The 15890-nt window shown below is 41.3% G+C and carries 18 protein-coding genes; 12 read left to right on the forward strand and 6 right to left on the reverse strand.

Translation table 11 applies throughout. The annotated features are described in order from the left end of the window. Nucleotides 1-111: 111 nt before the first annotated feature. The 4 genes from FTU17_RS10890 to FTU17_RS10905 are packed head-to-tail and all read left to right on the forward strand — an operon-like array spanning nt 112 to nt 3961. Complete coding sequence (locus FTU17_RS10890; protein WP_078190592.1) at nt 112-654, forward strand: ankyrin repeat domain-containing protein; 543 nt, start codon at nt 112-114, stop codon at nt 652-654. Nucleotides 655-668: 14 nt separating this feature from the next. Then, nucleotides 669-1439, forward strand: a complete 771-nt coding sequence (locus tag FTU17_RS10895) for a transporter (protein ID WP_180059749.1) — start codon at nt 669-671, stop codon at nt 1437-1439. Between the two features lie 54 nt (nt 1440-1493). After that, nucleotides 1494-3290, forward strand: a complete 1797-nt coding sequence (gene dsbD, locus FTU17_RS10900) for a protein-disulfide reductase DsbD (RefSeq protein WP_180135465.1) — start codon at nt 1494-1496, stop codon at nt 3288-3290. A 2-nt stretch (nt 3291-3292) separates the two neighbouring features. Beyond that, the gene (locus FTU17_RS10905; RefSeq protein WP_180135467.1) at nt 3293-3961 is read left to right on the forward strand and encodes a glutathione S-transferase family protein; all 669 of its coding nucleotides are present in this window, start codon (nt 3293-3295) and stop codon (nt 3959-3961) included. Nucleotides 3962-3995: 34 nt separating this feature from the next. Here the strand turns inward: FTU17_RS10905 and FTU17_RS10910 are convergent, their stop codons facing one another. After that, a complete protein-coding gene (locus tag FTU17_RS10910) occupies nt 3996-5162 on the reverse strand; it encodes a GGDEF domain-containing protein (protein ID WP_257227391.1) in 1167 nt (388 codons plus the stop codon). A 281-nt stretch (nt 5163-5443) separates the two neighbouring features. Between FTU17_RS10910 and FTU17_RS10915 the strand changes: the two genes are divergently transcribed. Next, on the forward strand, nt 5444-6013 hold the full coding sequence (locus FTU17_RS10915; protein ID WP_078190588.1) for an FMN-dependent NADH-azoreductase: 570 nt from the start codon (nt 5444-5446) through the stop codon (nt 6011-6013). Nucleotides 6014-6100: 87 nt separating this feature from the next. On the opposite strand, the gene FTU17_RS10920 is transcribed toward FTU17_RS10915, so the two are convergent. Next, nucleotides 6101-7012: an alpha/beta hydrolase gene (locus tag FTU17_RS10920; protein ID WP_180135469.1), complete on the reverse strand. Its 912-nt coding sequence runs from the start codon at nt 7010-7012 to the stop codon at nt 6101-6103. Between the two features lie 155 nt (nt 7013-7167). Here FTU17_RS10920 and FTU17_RS10925 point away from each other — a divergent pair, with 155 nt between their 5' ends. After that, nucleotides 7168-7605: a DUF2147 domain-containing protein gene (locus tag FTU17_RS10925; protein WP_078193227.1), complete on the forward strand. Its 438-nt coding sequence runs from the start codon at nt 7168-7170 to the stop codon at nt 7603-7605. A gap of 104 nt (nt 7606-7709) precedes the next feature. On the opposite strand, the gene FTU17_RS10930 is transcribed toward FTU17_RS10925, so the two are convergent. Both FTU17_RS10930 and FTU17_RS10935 read right to left on the reverse strand, forming a co-directional pair. Next, nucleotides 7710-8057, reverse strand: coding sequence for a Spx/MgsR family RNA polymerase-binding regulatory protein (locus tag FTU17_RS10930; RefSeq protein WP_180008661.1), 348 nt, complete (start codon nt 8055-8057; stop codon nt 7710-7712). Between the two features lie 627 nt (nt 8058-8684). Next, nucleotides 8685-9503, reverse strand: coding sequence for an exodeoxyribonuclease III (locus FTU17_RS10935; protein WP_180135471.1), 819 nt, complete (start codon nt 9501-9503; stop codon nt 8685-8687). Between the two features lie 40 nt (nt 9504-9543). Here FTU17_RS10935 and pyrE point away from each other — a divergent pair, with 40 nt between their 5' ends. The 5 genes from pyrE (at nt 9544) to FTU17_RS10960 (ending at nt 13179) form a co-directional block, all read left to right on the forward strand. After that, nucleotides 9544-10194, forward strand: coding sequence for an orotate phosphoribosyltransferase (gene pyrE, locus FTU17_RS10940; protein WP_180041430.1), 651 nt, complete (start codon nt 9544-9546; stop codon nt 10192-10194). Between the two features lie 268 nt (nt 10195-10462). Beyond that, the gene (locus FTU17_RS10945) at nt 10463-10990 is read left to right on the forward strand and encodes a plasmid pRiA4b ORF-3 family protein (RefSeq protein WP_000537572.1); all 528 of its coding nucleotides are present in this window, start codon (nt 10463-10465) and stop codon (nt 10988-10990) included. Between the two features lie 105 nt (nt 10991-11095). Next, nucleotides 11096-11344 carry a type II toxin-antitoxin system HicA family toxin gene (locus FTU17_RS10950; protein WP_044425274.1) on the forward strand — a complete coding sequence of 83 codons (249 nt, stop codon included), beginning with the start codon at nt 11096-11098 and terminating at the stop codon, nt 11342-11344. Next, a complete protein-coding gene (locus FTU17_RS10955) occupies nt 11341-11676 on the forward strand; it encodes a type II toxin-antitoxin system HicB family antitoxin (RefSeq protein ID WP_035270373.1) in 336 nt (111 codons plus the stop codon). Before FTU17_RS10950 ends, FTU17_RS10955 begins: the two co-directional genes overlap by 4 nt. Nucleotides 11677-11844: 168 nt before the next feature. Then, nucleotides 11845-13179 carry an ISNCY family transposase gene (locus tag FTU17_RS10960; RefSeq protein ID WP_180135473.1) on the forward strand — a complete coding sequence of 445 codons (1335 nt, stop codon included), beginning with the start codon at nt 11845-11847 and terminating at the stop codon, nt 13177-13179. A gap of 37 nt (nt 13180-13216) precedes the next feature. On the opposite strand, the gene FTU17_RS10965 is transcribed toward FTU17_RS10960, so the two are convergent. Together FTU17_RS10965 and FTU17_RS10970 are read right to left on the reverse strand one after the other, a co-directional pair. Then, nucleotides 13217-13420 (reverse strand): DUF3565 domain-containing protein, encoded by a 204-nt coding sequence (locus FTU17_RS10965; RefSeq protein ID WP_180113664.1) that lies wholly within the window; start codon nt 13418-13420, stop codon nt 13217-13219. Nucleotides 13421-13545: 125 nt separating this feature from the next. Continuing rightward, nucleotides 13546-14448 carry a GGDEF domain-containing protein gene (locus FTU17_RS10970; RefSeq protein ID WP_180135475.1) on the reverse strand — a complete coding sequence of 301 codons (903 nt, stop codon included), beginning with the start codon at nt 14446-14448 and terminating at the stop codon, nt 13546-13548. Between the two features lie 315 nt (nt 14449-14763). Between FTU17_RS10970 and gshB the strand changes: the two genes are divergently transcribed. Then, a complete protein-coding gene (gene gshB, locus FTU17_RS10975) occupies nt 14764-15708 on the forward strand; it encodes a glutathione synthase (RefSeq protein WP_180135477.1) in 945 nt (314 codons plus the stop codon). The last annotated feature ends 182 nt before the right edge of the window (nt 15709-15890 follow it).

Here is a 15890-nt window from a genome sequence, read left to right on the forward strand (position 1 = left end):
AGCCCTGCGGGGCTTTTTTTGTGTGTTTTGTATTTTGTTTTACATGAAATTCAAACAAACGCAGCTTTATTCGGCATAATAGATCAAAATAAATTGAAGTGAGCTTTCCCGATGTTAACAGCGCAACAACAGCTTTTTGTGCAAGCGTTAGAAGAACAAGATCTTGCACAGGTGCAACGCCTGTTGGCAGATGGTCTTAATCCAAATTTTATCGACTTTGAAAAAGGACCTGCGGTTTCTGTATGGTCTGATGGTTTGTTTAAATGGTGGGAAATGGTTTGCGAAGCGTATGAAGCAGGTCAACCCTTAACAGCTGAACAGAAAACACAACATTTAGACGTACATATGCAAATCTTGGAAGCGCTGATTCAAGCCAAAGCCAATGTGCATTTATGGGATGCTGAAGAAATTTATGGTCCATTATGGGACGCCGCGAGTGCAGCATGTGTCCCTGCGGTACAGCGCTTATTGGATGAAAAAGTGAATCCAAATATGATTGATAGCGATGGTTTAACCATTTTATCGTCGATTAGTGAATTATTTTTTGACTGTGATTTTGACGCGGTAAATTGGTCGGAAGCATTGGAAGAAGAAAAACAAACCTTGGAGCTTTTGCGTAGCCATGGCGCAAAAATGACCAAAGAATTAGCATAATTGTGAGTAAAAACATGACTGTATTTAAAGTTTTAAGCATTGCAACATTATCCAGTTTGAGCCTGTCTGCATTTGCGGCGGATTTTTCATTTGACCGTCCGGGTGCGGGTATGGGTACAGGCATTACCCCTGTTGGTCGTTTGGCATGGGAACAAAGTTTGCCAGCAGCGAGCTATAGTGAAAGTCGTGATGAAAATGGTGAAAAAGTAAAAAGCACCACTTTAAATGCAGACATGTTATTCCGTACTGGTTTGGCAAAAGATTTGGAATTGCAATTGGGTTGGCAAGGTCCTACATGGTCTAAAACCAAAGTTGCGGGTCGCTCAGTTGAAGACGATGGTTTGGGTGATGTCAGCATTGGCCTGAAAAAAGCCATTGATTTGAATGGTGAGAAATTGTCGATGGCTATTCTTGCTGAAGCCATTATTGCAACAGGCAATGAAGGCTTTAGTGCTGAAGATGACATTTATAGTCTGACTTCCGCTGTGGCTTATGATTATAGCGATACAATTGGGACTTCAATGACCATGCGTTATGAGGTTCAAGATGGTGATTGGGCTGTGAGTGCCATTCCGGGAATGGAATATCAAATAGCAGGTAATTTATCGGGTTTCTCTGAGCTGGTTTATCGCAAAGCAGAGAGTACCGATCAGGAAGTGTCTTTGGCTTCAGGTCTGACATATGCCGTTTCGGATCGTATGCAGTTGGATGCGAGCGTCGGTCTAGAACTCACTGGCGGTCATAAAAATTATCAGTCAGGTTTGGGCGTATCTTACCTGTTCTAAAAGAACCCTAAATTTTAAAACGTATAAATACAGACTGAGGATGAATTCAGCTGAATGAAACAATGGACTTATGTTGCGGCAGCGGCTGTGCTGTCGTTCAGTATGGGCGTTTCTGCTCAGGATGCATTACTTTCAGCTGAAGATGCTTTTCCTTTCTCGGTCGTCTCCGATCGTGCAGATCAGGCGGAGCTGAGTTGGGATATTCCAGCGCATTATTATCTGTATCAGCACAAAATAGAGGTGAAGCAGGGCAATCAAGTTTTGGCTTTGGATTTGCCTGCTGCTGAGGATTTAAAAGACGATAACTATGGTCATACGCAGGTGTATTACCAACAGTTGAGTTTTAAAATTCCAACTCAAAAACTGCAGACTTATCAAGTCAGTTGGCAAGGCTGTGCCAAGGATCGGGTGTGTTATCCACCACAGAGCATCAGCTTTGAAACGGATGCTTCTGGTTTGGTCACACAGCAAAATCTTACCAGTCCAAATAAACGCTTACTCGATTTTGCAGCAGAAAATACTGCCGAACAGCCTACGGCGAATCGTTTAGATCAGCAGCGGGCAGATAATGCTGCACTGGCTTCTGATCGCTATACCGCAAGTGACCAAATGTGGTCTGAAAAATTAGCACAAAGCTCCATATTTTATGGCCTTTTCCTGTTTTTTGGCTTGGGTTTTTTGTTGGCCTTTACCCCTTGTTCATTGCCAATGCTGCCGATTTTAACCTCACTGATTGTCCGCGACAGCCGAGGTTTAAAAGCATGGATGATTGCACTGACTTTTGTCACCAGTATGGCGATGGTGTATGCCATTCTCGGCTTGGTGGCGTCGTCTGCAGGTTTGAATTTCCAGCGTTGGTTGCAACAACCCTCGACCTTAATTGCCTTTAGCGTACTCTTTGTGGTTTTTGCCCTGAATTTATTTGGTTTATTTGAACTGAAATTGCCACGCAGTTGGGTCAATCGCTTAGACCAAGCTCAGTCGATGCAAAAGGGCGGTAGTCTCGTTGGCGCTGGGGTCATGGGGATGATTTCAGCATTACTGGTCGGTCCTTGTATGACAGCACCGTTGGCAGGCGCATTATTATTTATTTCCCAAACCCAAAGTCAGTGGCAAGGTGCGTTATTGTTATTCACCCTCGGCTTTGGCATGGGGACCCCGCTATTGTTGGCCAGTGTCCTTGGCTCACGGGTATTGCCTAAAGCGGGTTTGTGGATGAATCAAATCAAGGTGCTCTTTGCTTTCATTATGTTGGCATTGGCTTTGTATTTTATTCGACCATTGATCAGTGAAGCTTGGTTACAGTGGTTATCCCTTGCTCTGGGTCTGGTGTTTAGCGCTTATGTGCTTTGGCGCATTTTATGGCGCAGTACTCAGCTCAAATGGTTGTATATCTTGGTGTTCTGTGCCGCCGTACCTTATATTGTGTACAGTCAATATCAACATAGCCAACGTTTTTTAGTCGAAGAAAATCAACAACAAAGTGCTTGGCATGTGGCACATACAGCGGAAGAGTTTCAACGTTTATTAAGTGAAATTCCTCAAGGTCAATCCGCAATTATTGATGTCTATGCCGATTGGTGTGTGGCCTGCCAGCCGATTGAACATAAAGTTTTAAAATCGACAGTAGTGCAACAGGCTTTGGCACCGTATTATTTAATTAAGTTGGATTTGAGTCAGTATGATGCAACCCATCAAGTACTGCTTAATCAATGGGATATTTTAGGGCCACCGACCTATTTATTTTTAGATACAGCGCATCAAGAGATACGTGGACTGCGTTTGACGGGCGCTTTTAGTGAGAAAGAATTGCTAGCGCAATTGGAAAAATTTAAATCGCGTGGAGAATAAAAATGATGCAATTATATATTGCCAATAAAAACTATTCGACGTGGTCTATGCGACCGTGGTTGGTGTTACACGCGTTTAATTTACCCTTTCAAGAGATCTTGATCCCTTTTTCTGAAGAAGCAGATGGCGGAGCGTTCAAGCAGCAAATGTTAGCCCTACATGCCAATGGCAAGGTGCCCCTACTGCAACATGACGCTGTGATGATTTGGGACTCATTGGCGATTTGTGAATATTTGGCAGAGCAGTTTCAAGAGCTTCCACTGTGGCCCAAAGATCCCACACAACGTGCATGGGCACGGAGTATTTGCGCGGAAATGCACAGTAGTTTTATGCAATTGCGTAGCTTATGCAGTATGAATCTGCAGGCGGATTATGGTCGTCATGGTCAGATATTATGGTCTGAACATGCCGAATTGCGTGCTGAAGTGACTCGAATCGAGCAGATTTGGTCGAGTCGTACTGTGGTGGATGGCTTTCTATGCGGTGAGTTTAGTATTGCTGATGCGTTTTTTGCACCCGTGGTAACACGTTTACAGACCTTTCAGTTACCCTTGAGTGACAACACACGTCGTTATATGCAAAAGATTTTGCAGCATCCTTCTGTGGTGGCATGGATCACGGCTGCTCAACTGGAACAGCCAGTCCGTCGTATGGAACAGTATCCACGTTAAAAGCTCAACGCCACGTCTGACCTAGATAAAAGTTTTAAACCAAATGGCTAAAGCTTTGTTGTTCGGTGTAGGCCATCACCATGTTGCGGCCACCAGCTTTAGCTGCATATAGCGCCTGATCTGCATGGGTCAGCAATTGTTGCGGTACCAATTCTGGCGTAGAAATCGCAATGCCAAAACTGGCTGTCACATGAATTGACTGACCATCATGTCCCCAAATTTCAAGCTGCTCAATGGCTTTTCGACAGCGCTCTGCAATGAATATCGCTTGTTCTAAGTTAGAATTTTTTAGCACCAAAATAAACTCTTCCCCGCCAAACCGCCCAACCACATCACTACCGCGTAAATGTTGGTTTAATACTTGGCTGACGAGAATCAAGGTTTCATCGCCTTTATCGTGTCCATATTCATCATTGATGCGTTTGAAATGGTCTAAGTCCAACAAGACCAGTGCATATGTATCTGTTTTAGCACTATCGAGCTGTTCCAAACACTGATTGATACTGCGTCGATTAAATAAATTGGTCAGTGGGTCGACTTGACTGAGTTTTTGAATCAAATGCTCACGGTGACGCCATTGGCTGAGTAAGATTTCAAATAAAGCCAGACAGGTTAATAAAATAGGAACAATGAAAAAGATCATTGAGAAGAGCCAAAAACTATTTTGATAGCCATAGGCATGAGGTTGAAAAATCGGGGCATAGGGGATAATGCCGCGGATGCTTAAATACATACAAATGGATAAAAAAATCGTGGCTGGAATCAGCATGCTATAGACGATTTTTCGTGTAAATAGCACTAATCCAACGGTCACTAGGCTCACATAGGAGATCATGGTGGCTGGGCTCATGACACCAATTAAATAACCATCACGACATAAAGAAATGACGAATAAACCGACTGAAAGATAAGGTAAAACAAGCTGAATTTTTGGGTTTTCTTTTCCAGCATAGCAAGGCCAAATCAATAGCACCATTAAGCAAAAAAAGACGATGTTGGTCCACAATTGAGAGTGGATGAGCTCAAGGTTAACCCACTGCCAAAGTTCTGGCGTGACATAAACATAAAATTTCCAAATGATCCAAAGCAGATGAATGGCTGAGCCAAGCATCAGCATGAGCATACACTTTTTCAGGATACTCCAATTCATCACCACTTCATCTTCCAGTAAATACTGGGCGATTCTATTGCGGAGGATCATGTCACGTATGCTTGATTTCACCGTCATCCTGTGTCATTGCCCTGTTCGAGTTATCAGTTTTTTCCTTAAAGTTTATATAGATATCATTTTATAGGCTTACATTAGCATGAAAATTTACACTTGATAACGGTCAAGAACCGCTCAGTAATTTTAAATTTTTTGCGAGTTCAAAATGATTGTTCTAAAAATAAAACATAGTGTCATAAGGATCGGGATTATTCTATTTATGAAAAGTGATTACACTAGGCTCAAGTTAATAACAACAGCTTTAGGTTTTAGTCATGAAAATTCTGCATATTGATTCAAGCATCATGGGCGACGCTTCAGTTTCACGTCAACTCAGCGCTGAAATTGTACAACAGCTACAGCAAAAACATGGTGATGCGGCACAGGTTCAACATCTCGATTTAGCTGTACAGCAGATTCCACATCTCAGCAGTGAAATTTTGATGGGTCAAAATGCAGAACAATCGGCTTTAGGCGAGCAGTTGTTGCAACAGTATTTAGATGCCGATGTGGTTGTGGTTGGTGCTGCTATGTATAACTTCGGTTTGCCATCAACTTTGAAAGCATGGATTGACCGTATCAGTGTTGCTGGTCGTACCTTTAAATATACAGAACAAGGTCCAGTGGGCTTGGCAGGTGATAAAAAAGTCTATATTGCCAGCAGTCGTGGCGGCGTGTATGGCGATAACAGCCCTGTAGATTATCAAGAAGGTTTATTAAAAGCCGTATTTAATTTTACAGGTGTTAGCGATATTGATGTGATTCGTGCCGAAGGTGTCAATATGGGACCTGACATGAAAGCACAAGCAATGGCGACAGCTCAGGCTCAAATTCAAGCCATTTAATTGATTGATATTTCCCTCTTAGGTCAGCATCTGCTGACCTTTTTTTATGGTGACTTTGATCCGTTTCAGGGAATTAGTTTTCAGGGATTAGTCCTGATCCAGTCGGTGTGCAAAATCGGCTAAATCACTCAGCGCACGTTGTCCTTCTTCAAACCAAGAGCTAAACATTTGGAAGTTATGCCACATGCCAGTGTACAGCTTAAATTCGACATCTAGGCCGGCTTCTTCTGCTTTGACTTTAAAGCGCTGCGCATCATCCAATAAAATTTCTTTAGAACCCACTTGAATATGAATCGGAGGCAGTCCTTTGAGCTCGGCAAAAAAAGGCGAGACCAATGGATCAGCTCGATCGACCGAGCGTGGTACATAATAATCAATGCCTGTTTCGAGGGCTTCTATGCTTAACAGCGCATCATGCTTACGGTTATAACGCAAAGACTCACTGCTCAGCGTCAAGTCTAAAAACGGTGACATCAACACCAAACCACTGACTTGTGGAAGTTGTTCCTGTTGAATTTTAAGGGCTAAGGCAAGCGCCAAGTTTGCACCACAAGAGTCGCCTGACAAAATAATATCTTTGGCTTGAACCTCTTGATCTAATAACACCGCATACACATCAAAAAGGGCATCGAGTGCTTCAGGGAACTGTGCTTCAGGGGATAAAGGATAATCCAAATGTAACACTTGCATTTGCGTGCGTGCCGCAACTTGAGTCAGAAACGCCCGATGTGTGTTCATCGAACCCAAGAAAAATGCGCCCCCATGAATATGAAAAATGAGTTGGGTCGATGCCTGTTGAGGTTTGATTTCTTCGGCTTTTAAGCCGGCTAAGCGAATAGGACGAATTTGTACATCCGGGTTTTGGGGAAATGCACGACACATTTGTTCCAAAGCAAACCTTAAAGTATTGGGCGGTAAATTGAATTGGCTCGGCCCACGAATTGTGGTTTTTAAAATGCTTTCTGTAATCAGTTGTTTCGTCAGTGGCGATATCTTCATTGTCTTTCCATCTTTTTCTATTTTTGGAATCGTGTGAGCATATTTACCAACACAAATTACAAGGTTACACTAAACGGTCACATACAAAAATTGATAAATTGTTGTGACTTTTGGATACTAATGTCGTCTATATCAGACCAGGGAAATAAACAAAAATGAAAAAAATTGCACTAGCATTAGGATTGATGAGTTTAGCCGCATTTGCAAATGCTGCAGATCCGCTAAATGGTACAACTTGGAAAACCATTGATGATAAAACCAAGCAGCCAAAAGCGATTGTAAAATTCACTGAACAAAAAAATGGTACGCTTTCTGCGAGCATTCAGTCAGTTTTGACACCAGGTGAAGAAAACGCTTGTAAAAAATGTGAAGGCCCATATCACAACAAATCATTAAAAGGCTTACGTATTGTGACAGGTCTTAAAAATGTAGGTGGTACAAGCTATGAAGACGGTTCAATTTTGGATCCTCAATCAGGTAAAACTTACAAGTTAAAAGGTCAATTGGCTGATGGTGGCAAAAAACTAGAGCTTCGCGGCTTTATTGGCGTTGCTGCTTTAGGTCGTAATCAAACATGGATTCGTGCCAACTAATTTGACATGATTCAAACAAAAAAAGCCTGACAATGTCAGGCTTTTTTATAGCCTATTTTCAGCCACAATTGAACTAGAGCCGTGCATGAGTGTGATAAAAAAATTTATTTCAATGCACGGTAAGCGCTTTCATCAAAGCCAACCAATAAATCGCTACCTGTATCGAGTACAGGACGTTTAATCATGCTGCTATGCGCTGTTAAACACTGAATCAAATTTTCTTCACTGGCTAAGGCTGTCTGTTGCTCTTCTTCACTGAGTTTTTTCCATGTGGTGCCTTTTTTGTTGAGAATCACATCAGCGCCTTTGGCATCGAGCCATTTTTTTACGGTTTTAGCATCAATCGCTTCTTTTTTATAGTCATGAAATTCGTAACTTAGGCCTAATTCGTTGAGCAAGTCGAAAGCTTTTTTCATGGTATTACAGTTTTTGATGCCATAAATTTTAAGCATGAACAGATGTCCTCAATTATTCAAACAATAAGATAAAAATACAATTCAGCATTATCCTACAGGCTAATTCATCAATGCTCAAAGCTCGATCTGGATGTGGATTGAGAAATAAATGTTTTGCTGTAAAAGTCGCATGTAATAAATATTGGGTATTGTCATCAAAACGACATTTTGGTGTTTTAAAATAGCCTACAGAACAAAACGAATCAGAAAAGAAAGCGCTGCGATAACAAGAAAATTCAGCTTAAGGTTGCACAGTCAAAAGTAGAAAGAAAGCGAGAATAAGAAAATGCTGTGCAGATCGAATTTTTAGCTGTTTTATTTGGGGGATGTTTGAGTCTATAGATGTGGGGACTAGATAAGAGAAAACCCGCATTTAATCATCCTGATCATGCGGGTCTCAATCCAACGTCCATTGTCACATCCTTGAAAACAAGCTAAATCATTTAGTTTGTTTTTATACTTCCTTCGGCGTCCAATCCTTTTATGTCATCCTGACATGTCCCTTTGCCGTGCGACCATAATGCTATGTTCAAGTTATGAGATAAATCCACAAATTCGTCATGTAATGTGAGAAATAAGCTCTAATTGAGTAAACAATCGTTCACTCAATTAATTGTTGGAAGCTTAAATTTTATAATCAATAATGACAGGGGCGTGGTCGCTAAACCATTCATCTTTAAATATCCAAGCATTGACTGTACGTTCTTTCCAGTCTGGTGAACATGCATGGTAGTCGATACGCCAACCCACATTTTTGGCACGCGCTTGTCCTCGGTTAGACCACCAAGAGTAAAGCTCGGCTTCTTTACGTACCTCACGGAAGGTGTCGACATAGCCAAGCTCATCATAAATATGATCGAGCCATGCACGTTCATGTGGTAAGCAGCCTGAAGCCTTTTGGTTCCCAGACCAATTTTTAATATCAATACGTTTATGCACGATGTTGTAGTCACCGCAAACAATCACTGACTTATTTTCAGCACGCCATTGCTTCAAAATTTGTTGATATTCGCCTAAAAATAGGTCTTTGCGCGCCTGAGCTTCTTCACCCGATGAACCAGAAGGCAGGTAGAGCGAGCAAATATGTGCAGTTTGTCCAAGTCCTAAATCGAACTCAGCAGAAATAAAGCGGCCTTGAGTGTCTGCCAATTCAAAACCTAAACCATCTTTCACTGATACAAAGGGTAGGCGGCTATAAATCGCAGTACCGGCATAGCCTGGGCGTTCTGCAGGGAAAAGGTGTGTAAACCAACCTTCGGGTTTAAATTTATCGGTCCATTGTTCATGGGTAATGCGGCTTTCTTGCATGCAGATGACATCGGCATCTGAAGTTGCCATCCAGTCAAAAATACCTTTTTTTTCAGCGGAACGCAGACCATTCACATTAATTGAAACGACACGTAAAATTTTTTGATCACTTGGATAGCTACTCTTTGGTATCATGCTCAGGTTTAACCTCAAACTTAAAAAAATGGAGCACCTCATGACAGCGCAAGCGGCATTTAATCCACAAGCTTTTATCGAACTCGCATTATCACGTGGTGTGCTTAAATTTGGTGAGTTTACTTTAAAATCGGGTCGTGTGAGTCCTTATTTTTTTAATGCAGGTCTACTGAACGATGGTGAAGCCTTATCATTATTGGCTTCTGGCTATGCAGCTAAATTAACACAATGCGATAATGTGGAAGTGGTCTTTGGCCCAGCTTATAAAGGTATTCCATTTGTAGCCGCTACGGCTGTTGCACTGTCACAAAACCATGGTGTGAGCGTACCTTGGGGCTTTAACCGTAAAGAAGCGAAAGACCATGGCGAAGGCGGTGTATTGGTTGGTGCGTCTGTTGAAGGTAAAAAAGTCTGGATCATTGATGATGTGATCACTGCGGGTACAGCGATTCGTGAAGTAGTAACTATTCTGAAAAATGCCGGTGCACAAATTGCGGGCGTATTGGTGGCGCTAGACCGTCAAGAAAAAGGTCAGGGCGATTTGTCTGCGATTCAAGAAGTGCAAAAAGAACTCGAAATTCCTGTACATGCTTTAATCACTATGAAAGATTTAATGACTTTCTTAGATGCAAAAGGCGAAACTGAAGCCTTGGCGAAAATGGAAGCGTACCGTGTTAAATACGGCATCTAATTTTTCGGGATTTCAAAAGGCAGCTGAAGCTGCCTTTTTTACGTCTTTAAATGATGATTGTTGCATCTAACTAACAAAAAACGTGAAATATTGCTTAAAAAGTAGGCGTTAAACGTGAAGAATCAATAAAAAGCCGTCTCAGTGCGCTATTTACTGAAACGGCTTTAGTTAAACTATTGATGCTTATAGAAAATTTAAAGAATTTCGTATAACGTGTATTATGTTAATTTTAGATTTACTAAAACTATTTTTTGAGAACTAGGCTGTTATGGGAACTGTAAAGCTCAAATCTTCTGATGAAGTTTTTCAATTAAAAATTAGTCTGCTAGGTAGTGATCCTGAAATCTGGAGAACTATTCAAATTTCATCGGCAGCTACTTTATCTAGGCTCCATAAGGCAATTCAATCCGCTTTTGATTGGGAAGATAGCCATTTACATGAATTCACGACTATTAAGCATGAAAAGATCAATAAAAGACAAAAATTGAAAGAAGTTCTACGTGTAGGTAAAAAAATTATATATACATATGATTTTGGCGATTGTTGGGAACATTTGATTACTGTAGAAAGCAGACAATCTCCTGATTTAAATAAAAAATATCCATGTTGTATAGATGGTCAAAATCATGCTCCATTTGAAGATATTGGAGGAATTTTTGGATATCTTGATATTTTAGATGCATTACAAGACCCCAAACATCCAAGATATGACGATTACATGCAAATTATCGAGGATGAAATAGGAGAGATAGAGTTTGATCCGACCTACTTTAATTCACATGATATTAAGTTTTAAACCTGATTTAACATAAGGGCTGTTATACGAAATTGCAACTAAATATAGTTGCAATTATTATTTAAAAGTAACTATACTTAGTTGCAATAGCAGTAGGGCTGAAGTATGGGTAAAACGGAAAAGTTACTGGAAAAATTTGGAAATTCAAAAAATACATTTCCGTATAAAGATTTAGTCGTTTTACTGAATCAGCTCGGCTATGAAAAATTTGAAATGGCAGGCTCTCGTGTCCGTTTTTTTAATACGAAAACTGAACACATGATTTTACTGCACAGGCCACACCCTGAAAATGAAATCAAAGGTGGGGCTTTGAAATCTGTAAAACAGGCACTCAAGCAGGAGGGATTTTTATGAGCTATTTAAAATACAAAGGTTATCTAGGTACAATTGAACCTGATCTTGAAACAGGTGAGTTATTTGGAAAGCTTGCATTTATCCGTGATCTCATCACTTATGAAGCAGAAACATTAAAAACTCTTGAACAAGCTTTTCAGGAATCTGTCGATGGATATTTAGAGTCTTGTGCTGAATTAGGTAAAAAACCCGATCAGCCATTCAAAGGTACATTTAATGTCCGTATTAGTCCTGAGTTACACCGTAAAGCTGTTTTAGCATCAAGTGATAATTCTCTTAATGCTTTTGTAAGCGATGCGATTCAAGAGAAATTAATGCGTTTAGGTGCTTAATTTATTGAAGCCTAGATTGACATCTAAAAATTGAAAAAAATTAGTAAAAAAGGGAGCTTACAGCTCCCTTTTTTGTGTTAGAACCCATTTAAAGTGTCTATATTCTCACCAATAAAAATGTCTGGTTTATGATGATTTTTATCACCATGGACTGGATATAAAATATAGATGCTGATCACTATGTCTGACAAAGAAATTCAACGTCTTGCAGTTCTGCAAGACGTTCGAGATCATCGTATTACCCAAGTCCGTGCTGCTGAAATCCTGAATCTTTCCACCCGTCAAATTACCCGGTTATTGCAGAAGCTCAATCAAGATGGTGTTTCAGGCATGACGCATGCCAGTCGTGGTCAACCGGGCCATCATCGCCATGACGATTTATTAAAATCGCAATGTCTTTCCATTATTTCTGAACATCTGCTGGGCTTTGGACCTACCTTGGCGCATGAGAAGCTCAGCAGCATGTTTGACCTGAATATCCCGGTAGAAACGGTTCGGCGCTGGATGACTGCAAATGACCTTTGGATTCCGCGATCCAAACGTCTAAAACGCCCATACCAGCCACGCTATAACCGTGATTGCTTCGGTGAGCTGATCCAGATTGATGGCTCATATCATGACTGGTTTGAAGGAAGAGCCACCAAATGCTGTTTGCTGGTTTATATCGATGATGCTACCGGCAAGCTGTTGCATCTGCGCTTTTGTGAGGCTGAAACGACCTTTGACTATATGCTTTCAACCCGAGCCTACATTGAGCAATACGGCAAGCCCTTGGCCTTTTACAGCGATAAACACTCGGTATTCAGAGTGAATCAGAAATCCAGCCAAGACAGCAAGATCACGCAATTTGGGCGGATTCTGAATGAGTTAAACATTGATATTATCTTCGCCAACTCCCCACAGGCGAAGGGTCGTGTAGAACGAGCGAATAGAACACTTCAGGACCGTCTGATCAAAGAGATGCGCCTGGAAGGCATCGGTTCGATTGCAGAGGCCAATATATGGTTACCCTGCTTTATTGAGCAGTTCAATCAGAAGTTCGCCAAATGTGCGAGAAACCCAAAGAACTTGCATCGATCTTTAACGGAATCTGATGCTGAGCTGGAGGATATATTCACCTGGCAGGAACCGCGTAAGGTCACCAAGAACCTGACGATTACCTATGACAAATGTATTTATCTGCTTGAACCGACAGAGCTGAATCATAAGCTTGCTGGGCAATACATTGCATTTCTGGAGTATCCGGATGGCACTGTGGCCCTCATGCATGAAGGACGAAAGCTCAACTACAGCATCTTCAATAAATTGGCTGGGCTACAGCAAAATGAGATTGTTGAGAATAAACGGTTAGGTTCAGTCCTGGCGCATATTCAACAGCAGCATGAAGAACTAGAAAAACAGAATAAACGTTCCCGGGCCAAGAAAAGTATGCCAAGTCGTAAAGCTCAGAAAGCTGTTGTTGAACAAAGAAACTTAAATCCTGTGCTTGACTCTTGTGGTTAAAAACAGGACATTTTAAATGGTTTATCGCATAGACATTTTAATTGGTGAATAACATCTCTTCATCACACTTCTTACATTCCAACATTACCCCTAACTTTTCGTTCCGTCCTTGCTCAGTGATAACCCAAGGACGGTTTTGCCAAGGCGGATCATGCCGGACATGCTGTGTATGGCCACAAGCTAAAATAGCATACCAATGATTTTCATCATCCAAGGCAAAATCAACAATGGCTTGCTGCATATCGGACACCTATCTAAACTGAACTTATGTTGAAAAGGGGAGAGAGCTCATGCTGAGCAATCACAACGGCTTGAATATCAAATTGCTAAATAGACTGTGAAATTTGGTTTATTTCTGCCGCACGCTTACGCCGCGACAATTCTATTTTTCCCGCCATGTTTGGCTTTATACAGCGCTAGATCAGCACGCTTAATTGTATCTTCGTAGGTACAATCTTCAGGCATGATGGTTGTTACTCCTATGCTCACGGTGACATGGGCGTTATCTATTGAAAACCGACTTAATTCTTTTCTGGAATGTTCATGAATCCGTTTGGCAAATTGAATGGCTTGTTCACAGCCCGTGTTGGGTAATGCGACCACAAACTCATCTCCACCTAAGCGGCAGGCGCAATCAGTCTTGCGCAGCGTTAAACGAAGAATATCTGCGACTGCTCGGATTGCCTCATCACCGACATGATGACCTTTGCTGTCGTTGATTTTTTTGAGGTTATCAAGATCGAACATCAAAATCGAGGTCTGTATGGAATGTCGTAGGTATGACTCATAATGTAATGCTAAGTCATGCTCTAATTTTCTTCGATTGAAAAGACCGGTTAACTGATCCGTATGGCTGAGTTCCTTCAGCTTGATTTCCAGGTTGTGACGCGCTGAAATATTACTTGCGACCCAAAGTACAACGTCTTCTTCATCTACCGAAAAACTGAGGGATTGGATGCGCACCTCAAACCAAATGGGCTCTTCAGGACCATAGTCGGGCAGACCTTTTACATCCCTATTGCTCAATTCGTACTCTTCGATGAGTAGATTTCCTGACGCTAGAGCTTGGCCGATCAGTTGCATAAACAAGTTGGCTTTATCTGGCTTGATCACATCTGAAATATAGGTACCAACAAGACCGGAACCATCGTGGTAATAGCGATTATCGCGCCCACCAAAAACCGCAACGTATTTTCCACTACGCGATATGACAAAAGCAGGGTCTAGCAAAGCATCAAGAATGATAGCCATCTGCTCAATGTTGATCATCAATGAATTCTATTTTTTATTTACAATAATTAACACAATAGCTAAAAAAAATAAAAAGCACGTGTTTTTTCACCAAAAATAGTGATGAGTGAGATGAATATCTGTCTCGATTGTTTGGTATCGATTTACACAGGCCTAACTCCATAATGCTTTCACGGCTTATTTCCTTTATTGAGATAAGGTAGATGATAGAAATGTTTTGAATTATCGTCTGCATCACACGAATCCATACATACACATGCAAAATCAGAATAAACAAAAGAAAAATCTCGGCTATACTCGTTCATAAATTGATAATGAACAGAGCACTGAATAATGCGTGTACTTGTTGTGATGGATCCCATCGAAAATGTAAACCTAAAAAAAGATACCTCAATGGCGATGCTATGGGCAGCAGCACGTCGTGGACATGAGCTAGGCTATGCATTACAGCAAGATTTATATATCGATCACGGCAAAGCCTTTGGTTTGATTTCACCGCTAAAAGTTTTTGAAGATTACAACCACTATTACGAACTCGGCGAAAAACAAAAAGAATCAATTGCTGCTTATGACGTAGTTTTGATGCGTAAAGATCCTCCGTTTGACATGAACTTTGTCTACACCACCTATATTTTGGAACAGGCTGAACGCGAAGGTGCATGGATTATTAACAAGCCACAAAGCCTACGTGACTGCAATGAAAAATTGTTTGCGACACAATTCCCTGAACTTCAAGTACCAACCTTGGTGACTTCGCAGCAAAGTCTGATTCGTGAATTTTTACAAGAACATGGTGATGTGATTGTGAAGCCATTAGACGGCATGGGCGGCATGGGCATTTTCCGTTTATACCAAGATGGCGTTAATATTGGTTCAACCATTGAAATCCTGACCAATAACGGCACACAGCCGATTATGGCGCAGCGATACATCCCTGAAATTGTGGATGGTGACAAACGTATTTTGATGATCAATGGCGAACCCGTACCGTATTGTTTGGCGCGTATTCCGCAAAATGGTGAAGTGCGTGGCAACTTGGCGGCAGGTGGTTTGGGCGAGGCGCGTCCATTGACCGAAAATGATAAAGCCATTGCAGCCAAAGTCGGACCATTCCTTCGTGAAAAAGGTTTGGTCTTTGTTGGTTTGGATGTGATTGGTAATTACGTGACTGAAATCAATGTCACCAGTCCGACCTGCGTACGTGAAATTGATGCGCAATTTGGCACCTCGATTGCCGATGATTTATTTGATGTTCTTGAGACAGGTTTAAAAGCTTAATTTTGCACTAGATTTAAAAGAGTCCTTCACGGGCTCTTTTTTGTCCTGCCCTCAGGGGCATAGGTATCTACACATTTTTTATAAATTGAATGCGATCTGAGCAATCGCATTCAGCTCATCAGACGAATACTCTGACAACAACTGAAGAGTGTTCAATAGTATTGAAAGCCCTGCCAGTATGG

The organism is Acinetobacter sp. YH12070 (assembly GCF_013419625.1).
Classification (GTDB): domain Bacteria; phylum Pseudomonadota; class Gammaproteobacteria; order Pseudomonadales; family Moraxellaceae; genus Acinetobacter; species Acinetobacter amyesii.